This window comes from Pedobacter boryungensis (assembly GCF_013204825.1).
In the GTDB taxonomy this organism is placed as follows: Bacteria; Bacteroidota; Bacteroidia; order Sphingobacteriales; family Sphingobacteriaceae; genus Pedobacter; species Pedobacter boryungensis.
This window is the reverse complement of the sequence record NZ_JABMKV010000005.1, coordinates 83353-100528: the sequence shown is the minus strand read 5'-3', so window position 1 is coordinate 100528 and position 17176 is coordinate 83353. Positions and strand designations below refer to the sequence as shown.

Annotated in this window: 14 protein-coding genes and 1 tRNA gene; 6 read left to right on the top strand and 9 right to left on the bottom strand. The window is 36.9% G+C overall.

The annotated features are described in order from the left end of the window. Positions 1–960 precede the first annotated feature (960 nt). The 3 genes from HQN85_RS15510 to HQN85_RS15500 all read left to right on the top strand — a co-directional run bounded on the left by HQN85_RS15510 (position 961) and on the right by HQN85_RS15500 (position 3037). Positions 961–1608: a hypothetical protein gene (locus tag HQN85_RS15510; protein WP_173273972.1), complete on the top strand. Its 648-nt coding sequence runs from the start codon at positions 961–963 to the stop codon at positions 1606–1608. A gap of 14 nt (positions 1609–1622) precedes the next feature. Continuing rightward, a complete protein-coding gene (locus HQN85_RS15505; RefSeq protein WP_173273970.1) occupies positions 1623–2255 on the top strand; it encodes a hypothetical protein in 633 nt (210 codons plus the stop codon). 380 nt (positions 2256–2635) lie between these two features. Next, a complete protein-coding gene (locus HQN85_RS15500) occupies positions 2636–3037 on the top strand; it encodes a hypothetical protein (RefSeq protein WP_173273968.1) in 402 nt (133 codons plus the stop codon). Between the two features lie 97 nt (positions 3038–3134). On the opposite strand, the gene HQN85_RS15495 is transcribed toward HQN85_RS15500, so the two are convergent. Together HQN85_RS15495 and HQN85_RS15490 are read right to left on the bottom strand one after the other, a co-directional pair. Next, entirely contained in the window at positions 3135–3584 is a 450-nt protein-coding gene (locus HQN85_RS15495) for a low affinity iron permease family protein (protein ID WP_173273966.1), read from the bottom strand. Further along, complete coding sequence (locus HQN85_RS15490) at positions 3556–4812, bottom strand: DUF2252 domain-containing protein (RefSeq protein WP_173273964.1); 1257 nt, start codon at positions 4810–4812, stop codon at positions 3556–3558. The genes HQN85_RS15495 and HQN85_RS15490 overlap by 29 nt, the downstream gene beginning before the upstream one ends. Before the next feature lie 243 nt (positions 4813–5055). Here HQN85_RS15490 and HQN85_RS15485 point away from each other — a divergent pair, with 243 nt between their 5' ends. After that, positions 5056–5412, top strand: coding sequence for a response regulator transcription factor (locus HQN85_RS15485; protein ID WP_173273962.1), 357 nt, complete (start codon positions 5056–5058; stop codon positions 5410–5412). A gap of 52 nt (positions 5413–5464) precedes the next feature. On the opposite strand, the gene HQN85_RS15480 is transcribed toward HQN85_RS15485, so the two are convergent. From HQN85_RS15480 to HQN85_RS15470, 3 genes are all read right to left on the bottom strand, one after another. Then, complete coding sequence (locus HQN85_RS15480; RefSeq protein ID WP_173273960.1) at positions 5465–5689, bottom strand: hypothetical protein; 225 nt, start codon at positions 5687–5689, stop codon at positions 5465–5467. Between the two features lie 213 nt (positions 5690–5902). Further along, the gene (locus HQN85_RS15475; protein ID WP_173273958.1) at positions 5903–8386 is read right to left on the bottom strand and encodes a PAS domain S-box protein; all 2484 of its coding nucleotides are present in this window, start codon (positions 8384–8386) and stop codon (positions 5903–5905) included. A gap of 163 nt (positions 8387–8549) precedes the next feature. After that, positions 8550–8626, bottom strand: a tRNA-Ala gene (locus HQN85_RS15470). 243 nt (positions 8627–8869) lie between these two features. On the opposite strand from HQN85_RS15470, the gene HQN85_RS15465 reads away from it, so the two are divergent. Continuing rightward, positions 8870–11068 carry a sensor histidine kinase gene (locus tag HQN85_RS15465; protein ID WP_173273956.1) on the top strand — a complete coding sequence of 733 codons (2199 nt, stop codon included), beginning with the start codon at positions 8870–8872 and terminating at the stop codon, positions 11066–11068. After that, the gene (locus HQN85_RS15460; RefSeq protein WP_173273954.1) at positions 11065–11709 is read left to right on the top strand and encodes a response regulator; all 645 of its coding nucleotides are present in this window, start codon (positions 11065–11067) and stop codon (positions 11707–11709) included. The genes HQN85_RS15465 and HQN85_RS15460 overlap by 4 nt, the downstream gene beginning before the upstream one ends. Before the next feature lie 68 nt (positions 11710–11777). Here HQN85_RS15460 and HQN85_RS15455 read toward each other — a convergent pair whose 3' ends face one another. From HQN85_RS15455 to HQN85_RS15440, 4 genes are all read right to left on the bottom strand, one after another. Next, on the bottom strand, positions 11778–14072 hold the full coding sequence (locus tag HQN85_RS15455) for a GH92 family glycosyl hydrolase (RefSeq protein ID WP_173273952.1): 2295 nt from the start codon (positions 14070–14072) through the stop codon (positions 11778–11780). Positions 14073–14134: 62 nt separating this feature from the next. Beyond that, positions 14135–14800, bottom strand: a complete 666-nt coding sequence (locus HQN85_RS15450) for a basic secretory protein-like protein (RefSeq protein WP_173273950.1) — start codon at positions 14798–14800, stop codon at positions 14135–14137. Positions 14801–14826: 26 nt separating this feature from the next. After that, positions 14827–16245 carry a glycoside hydrolase family 125 protein gene (locus HQN85_RS15445; RefSeq protein WP_173273948.1) on the bottom strand — a complete coding sequence of 473 codons (1419 nt, stop codon included), beginning with the start codon at positions 16243–16245 and terminating at the stop codon, positions 14827–14829. Positions 16246–16280: 35 nt separating this feature from the next. Further along, positions 16281–17156 (bottom strand): ROK family protein, encoded by an 876-nt coding sequence (locus HQN85_RS15440; protein ID WP_173273946.1) that lies wholly within the window; start codon positions 17154–17156, stop codon positions 16281–16283. Between the last annotated feature and the right edge of the window lie 20 nt (positions 17157–17176).

The window sequence follows — 17176 nt, the reverse complement described above, 5'->3', positions numbered from 1 at the left end:
CTAAACGGAGAGTTCTTTGTGCTATCGCTCCTAAGGCCAATTCCTATGACTTTTTTGTCGTCATTGCGAGGAACGAAGCTAGCTTATGAAGCGTAGTTTAGTCTATTATATTTTCGCCTCATTGGCCGGCGGGGCCTAGTCCTTTTTTATGGAAAAAAGAACCAAAAACCACCGAAGCGCCTGATGCTGCAGCGTCACTGCTGTGGCTAATTGTTACAAACCGCACCAGCCAAGGTCGGTTTATAGGTAAATGAGGGTTCTTGCTGCTATCGCTCTGAAGCCCAATTCTTAAGATAGCTTCCATATTTTTCATCATTGCGAGGAACGAAGCTAGCTTACAACGATGATGTTAGCTAGACAAACGCTTTAAGGTTGCTTCGTGCCTCGCAATGACGTATATTTTTAATTTACCCTAAACGGAGAGTTCTTGCTGCTAGCGCTTTTAAGCCTAATTTCAATGCTTTAAAAATGTCCGAAATTGTCTGTGTATGTCCGGAAATGTCAGTTAAAAAGTGATCTTGTCCTAGAGTTGTTCGAGGATTGTCCTAGGTTTGTTCTGCTCAAAGGGCCTTTTTCAGGAGAAACGTAGGAGGAGACTGGGAGGAATGTGGGAGAAATGAATACTAAATTTTGAATTTAGGTATGCTTAAAAATCAGCTTTAGGCGGATAGCCAAAAATTATGTGCTAAAGCATTTTGCAAAAACCTACCTTAAAAGACGATTGACCAGAAATTCCAAAGCGGTTAAATTTGGACTGTAATTTATTTTAATAATTTAATCGTCATTTCGACTGGAACATAGCGAAATAGATAACTAAAAAAAAAGCGTAGCCAAACCTTTGAACCTAATATTTACTACAAGGCCAAAGATTTAGTTTGCTAATAATCGTTATTCTCTGCTTAGCTCGAAATGAAGATGACACCATATAATTTCACCGCCTTTAGGCTTAACCAAAGAAAAATGAATTTAAGATTGCTTTACATCGGTGCGATTGCCGCGATGAACTATTTACTTCCCGCTACTGTTAAAGATAAATTAGCGCCTAGTGCTACGATTGTTAGCTTAACGCCTATTTTTCCAGTCGTTAAGGATTATTTAATGGTTCCTGGCCCTATCTCCTTTATGCAAAAAAAATATAGTCTTTCTTACAGTGCGCACCCAACTCCTGCTTACTTTCAGCAAGAATATATTGTAAAAGGCGAACTGCCTGAAAAATATAATGAAATGGTGATGGTGCAGTTAATGCTTGGTCAAGTAAAAATTGAAGATGCAGTTGCGGCAAAGGTAAAAGAGCTTAAAATTAGAAAAGACAATGATCCTATGGTGAATTTTAAGGTGACTAATCTGCCAAAGTCTGGCGAGATTGTGTTAGAGTTTACCTTAAGTGCAGGAGAAGGCAAGGCAACAATTGCAGAATGGAATGTTTACCGTTACCATGCCTATAATCAGGCAACAACGAAACAACAGGGCCTATCGCTTTTGGGTTTTAGTAAACGTTTTTATGGTACAAATGCCTATAAAAATCTTAAAGATGCTACTACAGGATTAGGCACTATAAAAGCTGAATTCTTAAAACTTCATTCGCCAGATTTAAAACCTACTCACTAATCTCTCTACTTGTTATGTCTCAATTAATCACCGGTCCTTACCTAGAAGAAAGTCAGAATAAAATCTATCATTTGCTATTTGGAGATGATTTAGAGCTTATCTCTAAAGATGCATTATCAACTCACCCCTTAAACTTATTAAATAAGGGCGTATCTGATGAAGCTCAAATGCTTCAGATTGCGAATGATCCAAATGTTGACTCTAGATATCGTTTACTTTTTTGGAAAGAGCTTTTTGAAGAAGGTGTTGATCCTGCGCAAATGGAAGTATTGGGCGTGGTGGTAGAAGTTGGCTTAGAAAATGGTTTAGATGTGGTTGCAGCTTATAAAGATGGTTCTTGTCGTTACATTAACCATACAGGGAAAACCATTTTCTATGATTCACCAAATGAGGAGTCGTTAAAATTAACAACAGATTTATTGAATAAAGGTGAAATCGTAGCTGGTAAAATTGGTCCGTGGTATAAACCTCGTAGAGATTTTCCTGAAAAGGGCACAATCCGTTTATCTTTTTTGGCCAATAATGGTTTGTATTTTGGAGAGGGAAACCTTGACGTGATGTATAAAGATGAAATGGCTGCCCCAGTAATTGATACTGCTATTGCATTAATGAATTATTTGATTGATAGGGTGTTAGCTAAAAATTAAAATACATAGGTTAAGGAATTGCTCCCTTGTTTATTATAGACCAATAAATCCTTCGAAAACTTTTAATAGTTCTTATCGCTTCGCGGACAAACTTTTTTCCAACAGATGAAAAAAGTATGCAAAATACCGCAGCAAAGCGAAGCTCATTTATAACATTTAATAAATATATGCGCATAAATAAATCCACGGCTGCGCCTAGCGCTGTTAAAGTTTCTGAGTAGGCTAATTTATTGCATTCCGCACTAGCCAAGGCCGATTTTAGGTAAACGAAGAAATACTGATGGGGCTAGAGTATTTGCAAATGGCAAAATGCTTAACCAACCAACATTATATCAAATTTGAAAACAAAAATATGACCTTAAGTTTAATCGTTTAAAACTATGAACATACAAAAGTTATTACCGCTGATTTTATTGATATGTGTTCCTATATGGTTAAAAGCACAAGATAGTCCAGAAGATTTTGAATTAAAGGGCATGAAATCATTTATTGCTGCTTTAAATAAAAATGAGAAAGTGCGTTTATCAAATATGACCCACTATCCAATTAAGGTAACCATCAAAAAGAAAATTGTTACTTTAAAAAACAATAAGGATTTTATTACTTATTACGACCGAGTTTTTACCAAAGCTTTTAAATCAGAAATTGAAAGGGATCTGAGTTGGGAGAATCTGTTATCTGACCCAAAAGATGGATCTTGGGGAATTGGTGTCGGTCAATTGTGGTTTACCGATTACGGCAAAAGAGGCGTGTTGTGTAGTGCAATAAATAATGTCTGGTAATACCTGAAAAGATATTAATGAAGTCAGTATCTTCTTCAATCTATCACTCAAAAAATGGTATATTTCATATTCTTTAAATATTAATCTTTAACCTCAACTATGGGTTGGGGAACTTCTTAAGGGTGATGTGCAGTTTGGCAGCGTCTATAGAACGGGGCAGATGGATATCCTCCTCTTTTTTAGCAGAAGAGGAAAGCTTCGAATAATAGGCATGCAGTACATTCAACTCCTCCTCGGTAAGGCTCTCAATATTCACCATACGGTTACTGGTGTAATGAGAAGCTGCAATCAGTTCGTTTAGCTTCAACTGGATCGCCTTACCATCCTTATTTTGAGATTTTTGAATCAGAAATACCATCAGAAAAGTCACGATTGTTGTTCCGGTATTAATTACCAATTGCCAGGTATTCGAAAAATGGAATATAGGTCCACTTATTGCCCAGGACATCACAAACACAAGTGCAACTAAAAAAGCTGCTGAACTCCCAGCCCAACAAGTCATTGAATGAGCAATCTTTTCAAAGTTTAACTTTCTCTTTTTTTTCATTTGCTTTGAGTTTACTGTTTTCGTTCTTATATTCTCCCTGTTCATATCCGGCCAGGAACTCCTTATAATCATTATCGTTTTGTTTTGCGAGCTCTCTTGCCATGTACACTATTTGCTCTTTCCAACTGGTAAAATCTAGACCAAATTTCCTGAGCTCATCTATATTTGCAGAACCCTCCATCCCACCACTTCGTAATTGGCTAGAAGCGGTAAGTGCGCCCATATCCTCAATCACCTGGATTAGCGAACGATAATTGCCAGCAACCAATGAAAAGTCAAAGGTATCTTCCATAGGCTGCATCTCACCCAAAACATAGCTCTCGCCTTCAAACTCGGTCACATCAAGCAGTGCTGATGATACATACTGCATTCGCTGCTGTATGGAAACAATTCGCTCCGCCTGGGTATCCCACCTTGGCTTTGTTTCAACAAAGGGCGAAAGGGAAGAATCAAACGACTGTTTCATATCTAGTAAAAGATATCTTCCCTTCACCGTTGTGCTCCTTAACAGGAAAAGATACCGCTTTACCCCAAGGCTACCAGTACCTGCAATGCGGAACACTACATCCTTTACCTTATAATTATATGGGCTTGCTGGACTTGTTTCCAGCCAGTTAGAGATATGTGCAATTAAGGCAGATTTTAGCTTTTTTTCGACCTTAGCATGCTTTTCATGTTCCAGTGACAGTAAGATCTTTTTTCCCTTGGAAACCGTTCGCTTGCCTAGTAACTGTTTATAGCTCCTACGCTCGGAATGCTTAAGAAAATTGGAAACAATGCCCCTAGCAGTTCTCGGATCAATTGCGACTGCCTTACCCTTGGCAAGTACAGAAGAGTAGCTTCCAAGAAATATAGAGACAAGATTTGCTGCCTGATCTTCAGCAATCTCATACACTTCAAAGGCAACAAAGATGCTGGTTACTAATCGGATGATTTCAAAAATTGCAGGAGCAAGCACCCCTTCGTCAAAATCATTTAAATCAAAATAGATCAGTCCATTTTCTCCACGGTAGCTACCAAAATTCTCGATATGCAAATCGCCACAAATCCATACTAAGGGAGAAGTAGGTATCCCTTTCATCTTACAAAGCCGGTCGTAAAAAAGGTGGCAGGTTCCTCGGAAAAACCGGAAAGCATTTTCTGCCATTCTAGTATATTTTAACTGCGTCATTTCAGGCAGCCTTGGGAAATTAAAATCTAATATTTGTTTGCGTAAGTTTTTCTCCATATAGATACCGAACACGTGTAAAGGCGATAATGTTTTCCGTTAGCTGGAGATAATAAAAACAAATGTAATTAGCTTGAGTTGCTGTTATTGGGTATTATAGCAACAGAAGGATTTTTATGATCTAGTAAGTGACTACAACCTGTTTCTGCTTGCCGAGCTTACACCCATACAACTTCTATGTATGAACAATTCTAAACAAAAAGCTAAAAACCCCTGTTCAAAAAAGAGATACACAATTGAGTTATGCAAAAATTAATCTACATTTTAGAAGATAACGACGACCTTCGTGAACTGTATGGATTTATTCTTGAAGGAGAAAACTATAGCCTTAAAATGTTTGCAACCGTGACCAGCTTCATGGAAAACTCTCGGAGCGTTCCCGACCTTTACTTATTGGATGTGATGCTTCCAGATGGTGATGGTATGGTACTTTGCGAGGAACTAAAGGCTAATCCTAAAACTTCTCATGTTCCAATCATCCTAATTTCTGCCCACAAAGGTACCGAAGAGGCAAACCAGCGCTGCCCAGACGCATCATTCATCCCAAAACCGTTTAACATTGATGAATTGACTCGAAAGGTAGCACAACTCATTACATAAAAGTCATTGAAAAGCTTCTTTGATAATAGTTAAACGGTTTGATATATCTAAGTTAAAGATTTGAATTTCCCATTTGATGTTCTGAAATTAGCTCACCTATCTGCCCCGCGAAATCACTACCCATATCATCCATCGTTTTCCATTCCACATCAAAATTACCTACCTCAGGATAAACTACACCTATCTTTTGCTCACCGTCCATTACCCTAAATGTTCCATTCTCTTGGGGTTCAATGGTATAGGTTTTATCTATTAATTGAATTTCGAAACTTTCCATAACATATTTTTTACTGTAAACACATGGCAAGTGACATTGTTCAAATTATGTTTTTTTATAATTTCAGGTAGAACAAAAGGTTGTATTAAATCTAGTGAATCGAGACTCTGCCACAGGATTAAAAAAACAATACGATCAGATTGTTGTATGTTTAGGTGGAGAGCATCGCATCAAAGCTAAGCACATTATAACAATATAAATATCGTGTACGTATTAAGCTTTAGGAATGATAAACCAGAAAGTACTTCCTTTGCCCTCTTCACTATCTACACCAATCTTTCCTTTATGCCTTTCAATTATATCTGCGCTAATATACAAGCCTAATCCCAAACCCGAGACCTGGGCTCCAGATGGATCGGCTCTAAAATAGCGTTCGAAGAGATGGGGCAATTTTTCCTTCGCAATACCTGGCCCGGTATCTCTTACAGACACCTTGGCTGTATCACCTAAATCCTCTACGGTTAAAAATATTTTGTTTTCATTCGGTGCGTACTTAATTGCATTGTTCACGAAGTTAACGACAACTTGTTCAAGGCGATGTTCATCTGCAATGACCTGAAGGTTTCTGTCGCCCTCTACAATCAGTTCATAGGTTCCTAATTGTCTCACATGGGTACAACAGTCATCGAGCATTTGTGCAATGGTAAAGTTTTCTTTATTCAACTGCACAAGCCCCTCTTGCATTCGGGTTACATTCAGGAGGTCCTCAACTAGTTCAGATATTTTGTTCATACTCCGTGCCGACTGCTCAATGAGCTTTGGAAAATGTGGAGAGGAATTATCTTTCATGCGTTGTAGCAATTGTAAGGAGGCTTTTAGACTAGTTATAGGTGTTTTTAGCTCGTGGCTTGCAATTGAAATAAAATCATCTTTTTGCTGCTGAAGCTTTTTATATGCTGTAATATCCAGCACAGTGCCCAATATCCTTTTAGGTTGACCATTATTGTGATAGTAAATTTTACCATGAAACCTAGCCCAACGGAGCGAACCATCAGCTTTTTGAAACCTTGTTTCATAAAAAAGCTTGCCATCATTTTTTGCTGCTTCATGGGCGGCTGGACTTAAGTCAACATCGTCTGGATGATACATTTGTATGATCTCCTCTCTCCTTACCCCATTCGCCACACCAAAGATTAAGTTAAAGCGACCACCGGTAGTAAGTGTATCGGTTTCATAGCTATAATCATAGGTGCCAATTTCAGCTGCCTCTACGGCAAGTCTATTTCGTTCTTCTGAATCTTCAATGCTATGTCTAGCTATCACCTTATCGGTTACATCATTTCCAACTACCATGACAGAGATAATTTCTCCGGATAAGCCCCTCAATGGTTCGTAAACAAAATCTATAAATATTCTTTCTGGAACTCCCTTACGGATTAACGTTACCTCATGTTCTCTAGCGTGGAAGGGAATGCCTGTATCAATTACATTTTGCAGTACCGGTGCATAACCCTCTGCAGCTTCCGCAACTGCATCCCAAATGGTATGATCCTCAAGTTCTATCCTTTCCTTTCCAACCAATTCAAGATAGGCATCATTCACATCAGTAATCATTAAATCTTGTGCCCTGATGACACAAATAGCGACTGGCGCCTGCCTAATTAGAGTGCGAAAACGACGCTCACTAATCACAAGTTCATTAAAAGACTTTTCAAGTTCTTCATTGGTTGCAGCTAGCTCTTCATTTACGGCAGCCAGTTCTTCATTAGAAGTGGCTAGCTCCTCATTTAAGTCTTGCAATAGCTGTTCGTCCTCTTTTCTTTGAGTGATATCTACACACGAACTGATATAACCCGCAAAGGTACCATCAGAGAGAAATCTTGGGGTTCCCTTCTTTAACATCCAGTGTACCTTACCATCTACCCCTCTCAGCCTAAATTCATTTGAATAAGATACTCGCTTCTGATATGCGCCTAATTGAACTGATTTATATTCCTCACTGTCTCTTTCATCCATCAGATCTTCCCAGCCCGAATCTATTAATTGCTTTGACGTACGTCCAGTCAGTTTAGTCCAGGCTTTGTTAAAATAGAACTTTTTGCCTGTTTCGTTTCCTACGGCTATTAATATATCTGTATTTTCGGCCATACTGCGAAAACGTTCTTCGCTTTCGGCAAAGGCTTTAACCCTTTCTTCTACCCTCTGCTCTAGGTCTCTGTTCATCACAAAAAGATCTTCCCTACTTTTAGAAAGTTCTTCGTTAATTGCATTGAGCTCCTCGTTAGAAGAAGCTAATTCCTCATTTAATGATTGTTCTCGTTGCAAAAGCTCCCGATTCTGTACTGCCTCTTTCAGTTCACGCCTATTTAAGTACCGTTCTGTCACGTCGGTCGCTGTATGTAAAATGGCAATTACATTGTTATTGCTATCTTTTACAGCCCTATATTCAAAATCAAAGTAAAATGTTTTAGTCTCCCCATTAATCATGAGGTCTGCAGCGGTATCGCTTCCCGAAATAGTTATTCCCTCACGCCAAACACGAGCAAACATTTCTATAAAAGGCTGGCCCTCCAGCTCAGGTAATGCCTGCGCTAATGTCTTACCAATTACCTGATTATCTTTGCCCCAGATATTGAGCATTGCTTTATTTGCAAACTTGATGGTAGCATCTTCGCCCACATGTACTGCAGTAGCTGTTTTGGTTAGCGATAGAATATAGTTTAATTGTTCGACGCTCAATTCAGCTGTTTCTTTCATAGGTTTAAGTCAGGTAATAGTATATTAAACGCTAATTTAGTAAATAGGTTTAGAAGAAAATACGTTTTTTAGTTAATCTACACATCAAATTAATTGAAATGTATTTATTATCAATTCAAATTAACTTAATTGATCTGTAGTATGTTCAGGTGGGAAGGGAAAATGGTGGAGAATACCGGATTCGAACCGGTCACCTCTTGCCTGCCAGGCAAGCGCTCTAGCCAAATGAGCTAATCCCCCATTTTAATTGGCAGTTTCAGTTAACAGCTGCCATATTTAGTGAATGAGGCACAAAAGTAATTAAAAGTTTAGGGCTCGCAAATTTATTTCCTAGAATATCAAATATTAGAATACTGAACTCGATAATTCCTAATTATTGTTTCAACATGTATCATTTTTGTTATTTATTGTTATTTTAGAGCTTAAATTATGCACTCAAAATTTACGGCTCTCAAACTCTCAATGTTGCTGATGCTCATTATCATGAGCACTATTTTGCCTGCACAAACCCCTGGCAGTCCTCCCCCATTAAAAGATATTTCTGAAATAAAATTGATGCCGGCATCTATTGATAAGGTGACCCAATTGGTTAGATACTGCCGAAATCCAAAAATGGTCTATTCTGATGAATTAAAAGTTTTGCTAGAAGAATCCTTACAATACACAAGGGAGGCCAAGCGAGATGAGCTAACGGTAAGTTTGCTTTCTGTGACAGCTCTCGTAGAATTAGGCTTAGGCAATCAGGAAAATGCGGTGAAATATATTAAACAAGCTGAAACTTATTTAGGGCAATTACCTGAAAGAGCGGTTGTAAATGTATTATCTGATTTAACAAGGGTTTATACTCGTATTGGGGATAATGAAAAATCATCTTTTTACAATGATAAACTGGAGGCATTTACAAAAGATAAGCCTCAATTTATTATTCCCCGTGTGCTAAATTTACGAAATAGAGCAAATTTAGATTTGAAAGCTGGAAATAATGAAAAGTTAAAACCTACTTACGAATTAGCGCTCAAATTAGCCAAGGAAAGCAATAATGTTGCCTTATTAAAAGATACACGTTTTGCCTATGCTAATGCACTTTTAAGTGTAAGAAAGGATGACGAAGCTTTTTCCATTCTAAAAGATCTTATTCCTGATTTGGATAACGCCATGACAGATCGTACAGGTTTGTTTTTTGAGATTTTATCTAGGAACTATGAGAAAAACGGCGATTACAAGAATGCTTTTATCTATGCAGAAAAGACATTCAACTTACCTAATGCGACTACCCAACAAAAAGGAAATGGCATTAATAAAATGATTAATCTGTCGTTTCTGCTAAAGAATTACAGCAATTTCGAGAGTTACTATGCCGAGCATAAAAAGTTTGGCATGGATCAAAATAGTTTACATTCGCGTAAACAATATCAGTTGGCAGAAAGTAGATATTTCGATGCTAAAGAAAACCATAAATTGGCTAAAGCAAACTACCTCAAGGCTTTCATGCTAAAAATGGCTAAACAATATACTCCGAATATTGATGTTGAAATTTTGACAGGACTTTCGAATATATATGCAAGAGAAGGAAAAAGTGATTCGGCTTCTTTCTACTTTAAAAAAGCACAGGGGCTCATTAAAAAATATTCAATGCCACCAGCCACACGGTTGATTTACGCAAATGCCTTAAAAAACTTCTCTCAATATAACACAGTTGGTCAAGATACATTGATTAAAAATTTGGAGCAGGAAATGCATTTGAAAGATACCTTGTACCACATGAGTTTGTCTAAAATTACAAATGAACTCGAAACCAAGTACAGGGTAAATGAAAAAGAGAAAGAATTAGCGCTGACGAAAAAGCAAAAGCAAGTACAGGAGCTAGAGCTTAATCAACAAAAACAACGTAATTTATTAATTATTATAGGGGCTACCATAGTGGTGTTATTGCTTGGTGGCATTGCCTATATTATCGCTCAACGTAAAAAACAAGCGATTCTTTTACACGATGCAACTTTAAGTGACTTAAAAAAACAACATCATATTGATTTGATGAATACGCTGACGGATGCGCAAGAAGAAGAAAAGAAAAGAATAGCTGGGCGTTTGCACGATGAGGTTGGTGCTATGTTATCTATCGCTAAACTTAACATTAATACCTTGCAAGACAATTTATTTGTAGCTGATAGTGATGCAGAAAATAAACTGAAGACTACTAAAAATTTAATGAATGATATCTCTGAAACAGTAAGAAATATTAGTCATACGCTAATGCCAATTGCATTGGAAAAATATGGGTTTAAAGCAGCTATTCTGGATCTCCTCACCAACATTAAGGCTGCAAATAGTTTGCATGTAGAACATGTAATTGAAGGATTGGACGACACCAAGGATTGGCCTCAAAACTTTATACTGAGTGCCTATCGTATTATTCAAGAAATTGTAAATAATACCATTAAACATGCCCAAGCAACTCATTTGTTTGTACAAATTATCGAATTAGAAAATGCCATCACTATTTATATTGAAGATAATGGCAAGGGCATACCCAACGAAAACACCGAGACCACAGGTGTTGGAATGAAGTTATTACAAACCAACATTGCGTATTTGTCTGGAAAATTAGAGATAAAAGGCGAACCAAATGCAGGTACCTTTGCATTAATTGAATTACCCATACCAAAAACTACAACATTATGAAAATTCAATTGATATTGGCAGATGATCATCCTGTAGTTTTACAAGGAATAAAGGCTCATTTTAGTAACGATGAACGCTTCGAAATTATAGCAATGGTAAATAATGGACTTGAGCTTTTAAACTCGTCGTTGTTAACCGAGGCAGACCTTATTCTTTTAGATTTAAATATGCCTGGCCTTGATGGCCTTAAAGCTTTAAACGAATTAAAGGACAAAAAAATTAAAGCGAAAATTATCGTCCTCACAAATTACCACTCGTTTGAATTGGTAAAGGATTGCAAACACAGAGGTGCGAGTGCTTACATGGTAAAATCTGATGACTTGCAAAACTTAGCCACTATTATTTTAGAAGTATTAGCTGGAAAAGAGTTCTTTCCAAGTTTTGAGGAGAAAGAAATGCCTGATACACAGTTTTCTTATTTCGATGATTTCTTAAAAAAGTATAAATTAACCAAAAGAGAGGTGGAAATTATTCGTTTGGTTTGTCAAAATCTCCGTACTAAGGACATTGCCGAACGCTTATATCTTTCGGAGTTTACTGTGCATACTCATCGAAAAAACATCATGCGTAAGTTAGAGCTATCAGATTCTACCGTGGCGCTGTATGAATTTGCACTCAAAACGAATTTGATTAGTTCATAAGTCAAATTATTAGCCGCAGATTAGCAGATTAGATGAATCTGTGTAATCAACAAATCTGCGGCTAAAGTTTATTTCTTCGCTGTAGAAAACGAGTAAGGGAAAGCACTTTCAGTTGTTCCTCTAGTTTTATTAGGACTTGAAGACATATTAAAATCTAAAACTGCTCCTTTTTGTAAAGCTGAATGGCTTAACCAATTTTGATTATGATTAGCACCATTTACTTTCAATGTTTGAATATACCTGTTACCGTCACTATTGGCTGGTGCATTGATGACTACCTTTTTACCATTTTCTAGGTTTAAGGTAACCTTTTTAAATAATGGTGCTCCAATTACATATTGATCTACTGCTGGTGTAACTGGATAAAATCCCATTGCTGAAAAAACATACCAAGCAGAAGTTTGACCATTATCTTCATCACCACAATAGCCATCTGGTGTAGCTTTATACAATCTATTCATGGCTTCACGTACCCAATATTGAGCTTTCCAAGGTGCACCACCATAATTGTACAAGTAAATCATATGTTGTATAGGTTGATTACCATGTGCATATTGACCCATATTGGCAATTTGCATTTCACGAATTTCGTGAATTACACCTCCGTAAGCACTTTCATCAAATACTGGAGGCATAGAAAATACAGAATCAAGTTTCTCTACAAACTTTGAATTTCCACCCATCAGTTTTGCTAAACCAGCTACATCTTGAAAAACTGACCAGGTATAATGCCAGCTATTACCTTCAGTAAATGCTCCACCCCATTTAAACGGACTAAACGGCGATTGGAAGGTACCATCGGCATTCTTACCACGCATTAAACCAGAAGCAGGATCAAATAAATTCTTATAATTCATGCTTCGTTTTGCGTAAATATCAATTTCACTAGCGGGTTTACCCAAGGCCTTACCTAACTGATAAATTGCAAAATCATCATAGGCATATTCTAAAGTCTTAGCAGCATTTTCATCTACCTTTACATCAAAAGGCACATAGCCTAATTCATTGTAATACTTCACACCCGAACGACCAACCGCTTCTATTGGTCCTTCATTATTAGCACCATGTTTTAACGCTTCCCATAAGGTTTCAATATCATACCCACGCATGCCTTTAATGTAAGCATCGGCCACTACAGAAGCAGAATTATTCCCAATCATAATATTTGCATAACCTGGGCTACTCCATTCTGGCAACCATCCACCCTCTTTATAATCGTTAATTAACCCTTGTTGCATTTCTTTATTTATAGAAGGATAAACCAAATTTAAGAATGGATATAAAGCTCTGAATGTATCCCAAAAACCTGTACCAGCGAACATATAGCCCGGCATTATTTTACCATTATACGGACTCCAATGTACAATTTTGTTGTTCGCATCAATTTCGTATAGCTTGTTAGGGAAGAAAAGTGTTCTATAAAATGATGAATAAAAAGTACGTGTTTGGTCAACGGTTCCACCTTCTACGGCAATTCTGCTCAATGTTTTATTCCAAATCGATTTTGCTTTTGCTTTAGTAACATCGAAACTATCATTGGCTAATTCTCTTTTTAAACTAATCTCAGCTTGCTCAAAGCTGATAAAAGAGGAAGCAACTCTTGCATTTACTTTTTCGCCTTTGGCAGTTTTAAAGCCAATTACAGCACCCGTATGGTCGCTTTGTAATTCTAAATCTGTTGTATTTAACTTATTCCCAGACCATGTTTTAGCAATTGTAAATGCTTTATCAAAATAAATAACAAAATAATTTTTAAAGTTACTCGGTAGTGGGCCGCGGGCATATTTGGTAGTATACCCAATGATTTTGCGCTCTTGAGGAATGATTTTAATATATGAGCCTTTATTCAATGCATCTACAACTACAAAAGCACTATCTGTTTTTGGAAAGGTAAAACGGAATTGTGCTGCTCTTTCTGTCGGTGTAATCTCTGTGGTTACATTGGCATCTGCTAGATAAACGCTGTAATAATAAGGTTTTGCAACTTCTGCTTTATGCGTAAACCAACTTGCTCTATCATCTTCCGTAAATTTTAAACTTCCGGTAACTGGCATAATTGCAAACTGACCATAATCATTCATCCATGGTGAAGGCTGGTGGGTTTGTTTAAAACCACGAATTTTATCTTGATCATATTGATACGCCCAACCATTCCCCATTTTACCAGTTTGTGGTGTCCAAAAATTCATTCCCCATGGCACAGCAATAGCTGGATAAGTGTTGCCATTTGAAAGATCTGGTTTAGATTGGGTTCCCATTAAAGGATTTATCCATTCTACAGGATCGGTAATTTTGCCAACTGTTTGTGCTGATAAACCTAAAGCGGTAAAAATTAAAGCGGTAGTTAATAGTTTTTTAATCATTATTTATTCTCTAAAAGATGGTGGTTCAATCGTATTTTAATTCTTTGGTTCCTTAAAAAGATTTAAGAACCAGGATTTGCGGCATAGGTAGTCCAAAGTTCGTCTAGACTTTTGCCTGTTAAATCTTTCCAAATTGTATCTTTATACGTATTGCTTCGCATTGCGGAATCAAGTTTAACAACAATTCCTTTATTTCCATTTACTTCTAACCAATTTAAAAATCTGGCAGTAATTCTATATGCATTTTTATAACTATGTTCTGGTTTAAAAGGTGTTAAAGACCATTTTGCACCTGTATTATCTACTCCATATTTAAAACGAACGTAATCTGCAATTCCTTCTGTTAACCAACCCGGACCATCATTATCACCGTAATTTTGCACAATATGCATCACTTCATGAGTTACTACATCAATATCACCCGGATGTTTTACAAACCACTCTGGATTATAAACAATTCTACCTCCACCAGTTGCAGCAACACCTTTATAAGCAGTATCAATATGAAATATTACTTCTTTATGGGCGTTTTTATTAAAATCATTAGCCAATTTTGGGTACACTTGGAAGAAAGTTTCTACCATTCTTTTCTTTAACGCGGGATCTAGATTTGCATAATTACTTTTAAAAATTAAGGTGTAACCCTTTTCTTTAAAAGTTTCAGTTTGTTGAGCCTGCGCAAAGCTAATTGTAAAAACAAGTATGATGAGTGAAAGGAATTTATTCATTATATAATGGTTAGTAATTAGATTTTCTATTTCAATAAATGAGGTTTTTCGTTGTATACTTTCCATAAAAACTCGCCAAATAGCGTATTTGCCCAAGCAAACCAACTACGCGTAAAGTTTTTAGGGTCATCTTTGTGGAAGCTTTCATGCATAAAACCCTTACCCGCATGCGTACGTTTCAGCATTGCGATACAGTTTTTAATTTCAGCATCGCTAACAGAAGTTAAGCCTCGCATTGTAATTGCCATTGGCCAAATCATATCTGGTCCAATATGCGGGCCGCCAACTCCTTCTGCTGCTGTACCTTTAAAATAGTAGGGATTGTTGCTTGATAAAATGAATTTTCTTGTGTTTTTATAAATTGGATCTTCCACATTAATAGCGCCTAAATATGGCATCGATAGTAAACTTGGCACATTACTATCATCCATTAAATAGGCACTTCCAAAGCCATCAACTTCAAAAGCAAACATTTTTCCGAACTCGGGATGATCTTTAACTGCATACTTCTTTAGGGCTGCATCAACCTCATTTGCTAAAGCGGATAATTTATCTGCCAGTACTTTATCATGATGTAACGCAGTAACCATTTCTGCAGCGTGTTTTAAACTACTTACTGCAAAAAAATTAGATGGAATTAAAAATGGATAAACTGTTGCATCATCACTTGGACGGAAAGAAGAACAAATTAGTCCAACTGGTTTTACAGGAAATCCATATCCGCTCATAGAAAGTGTATCTGTTGGATATAAGCTTTCGCGTTGGAAACGATATGGTCCTTTGTTTTCTTTACGTTGCTGTTCTATAAACGTTTTCAAAGTAGTCTCGATGGCTCTTTTCCAGTCTGCATCAAAGGGAGCTTTATCTCCCGTCTTTTTCCAATAATTATAGGCTAAGCGAATTGGATAACATAATGAATCAATTTCCCATTTACGTTCATGTACACCAGGTTTCATTGCGGTTTTATCACTTTTCCACTCACCTACTTTATTTTCATCGTTATAAAATGCATTAGCATACGGATCTTTTAAAATATACTGCGTTTGTCGATTGATTACACCTGCGATAAGATCTTTTATTTTTTGCTCTTCATTCACAAATTGTAAATACGGCCAAACTTGCGCTGAACTATCCCGCATCCACATGGCATCTATATCTCCAGTAATTACATACGTATCGGGTTTACCGTTTTTTATCGTATGCGTAACCGTTGTATCTAATGTGTTTGGAAAACAGTTTTCGAACAACCAACCCAATTCTTTATCAGCTACATTCCCTTGGAATGTTTTGATGGCTTTATCAACTGCAACACTTGTAAAATGACGTTTTGATGCTGCAACTCTTACCACTGGAAAATCTTCGGGAGCAACTGCAAATGAGAATTTAGATGCAAGTACACCCGCACCTAATAAGCCTGTATTTTGTATAAATCTTCTTCTTTTCATGGTTTAGATTTTTAGATAGATTGATGTGATGTTAACTATTTAGATACTAAATCCCAACAGCTAGCTGCACCTATTAAAGCTGCATGTTCATTTAAGCCTGTTAGTTTAATTTCTGTATCTAAGTGAAAAGCTTTTAAATTACTTATTAAATGAGGTGCAAATAAATTAAAGGCTTGAGAAATATTACCACCTAGCACCACAACTTCTGCATTTTTTTCTTTGATGATATCTGCTAAAAAATGACCAAGTGCACGGCCAAATTCATTAAATACTTGTTTAGCATAGGGATCGGTAGTTGCAATAGCGGCTAGTTCTTTAACGCCAGCTAATTTCTTCCCTGTTAAGCTGAAGTATTTGTTTACAAACCATCGGGTTGATAAATAATCTTCGGCTATGCCACCTAAAAACTTAGAATCCCATAAGGCTGCATCTTTAGCAATGCCATTTATAGAAACCGCTGATCCTAATCCTGTTCCTAAAGTTAAGCCAAGTGCATTTTTATATCCTTTAGCGGCGCCATTAAAAACTTCTCCTTGCATAAAAGCAGCCGCATCATTTATAAATTTGACATTAGTTGGCTCAATTTGCAAACGCTTAGCTAACTCTTCTTTGATATTTACTAGATATAACGACTTAAATTTATCTTGATCTTTAATTAAGGAAATGCCGTTTTCATAATCAAATGGGCCTGGCATTGCAATGCCGATTTGCCGATCAATATGGGTTGAACCTTCAAATGCTTTATTGATTACTTTGCACCAATCATTTAAAATTTCTTCTTTACCTGTTTTTGAATCTACTGCGTTACGTTTAATAGAGCCTTTAATTAAAGTTCCATTTTCTAAATTCACCAATGCGGCTGTAATGTGCGAACCGCCAATATCTACCCCTAATACAACAGGTTTGTTCATGTTATCTCTATTCTATATCA

Excerpts from the sequence above, each read along its gene's own strand:
- HQN85_RS15510 (WP_173273972.1), top strand. The coding sequence starts at position 961 with ATGAATTTAAGATTGCTTTACATCGGTGCGATTGCCGCGATGAACTAT.
- HQN85_RS15505 (WP_173273970.1), top strand. The coding sequence starts at position 1,623 with ATGTCTCAATTAATCACCGGTCCTTACCTAGAAGAAAGTCAGAATAAA.
- HQN85_RS15500 (WP_173273968.1), top strand. The coding sequence starts at position 2,636 with ATGAACATACAAAAGTTATTACCGCTGATTTTATTGATATGTGTTCCT.
- HQN85_RS15495 (WP_173273966.1), bottom strand. The coding sequence starts at position 3,584 with ATGAAAAAAAAGAGAAAGTTAAACTTTGAAAAGATTGCTCATTCAATG.
- HQN85_RS15490 (WP_173273964.1), bottom strand. The coding sequence starts at position 4,812 with ATGGAGAAAAACTTACGCAAACAAATATTAGATTTTAATTTCCCAAGG.
- HQN85_RS15485 (WP_173273962.1), top strand. The coding sequence starts at position 5,056 with ATGCAAAAATTAATCTACATTTTAGAAGATAACGACGACCTTCGTGAA.
- HQN85_RS15480 (WP_173273960.1), bottom strand. The coding sequence starts at position 5,689 with ATGGAAAGTTTCGAAATTCAATTAATAGATAAAACCTATACCATTGAA.
- HQN85_RS15475 (WP_173273958.1), bottom strand. The coding sequence starts at position 8,386 with ATGAAAGAAACAGCTGAATTGAGCGTCGAACAATTAAACTATATTCTA.
- HQN85_RS15465 (WP_173273956.1), top strand. The coding sequence starts at position 8,870 with ATGAGCACTATTTTGCCTGCACAAACCCCTGGCAGTCCTCCCCCATTA.
- HQN85_RS15460 (WP_173273954.1), top strand. The coding sequence starts at position 11,065 with ATGAAAATTCAATTGATATTGGCAGATGATCATCCTGTAGTTTTACAA.
- HQN85_RS15455 (WP_173273952.1), bottom strand. The coding sequence starts at position 14,072 with ATGATTAAAAAACTATTAACTACCGCTTTAATTTTTACCGCTTTAGGT.
- HQN85_RS15450 (WP_173273950.1), bottom strand. The coding sequence starts at position 14,800 with ATGAATAAATTCCTTTCACTCATCATACTTGTTTTTACAATTAGCTTT.
- HQN85_RS15445 (WP_173273948.1), bottom strand. The coding sequence starts at position 16,245 with ATGAAAAGAAGAAGATTTATACAAAATACAGGCTTATTAGGTGCGGGT.
- HQN85_RS15440 (WP_173273946.1), bottom strand. The coding sequence starts at position 17,156 with ATGAACAAACCTGTTGTATTAGGGGTAGATATTGGCGGTTCGCACATT.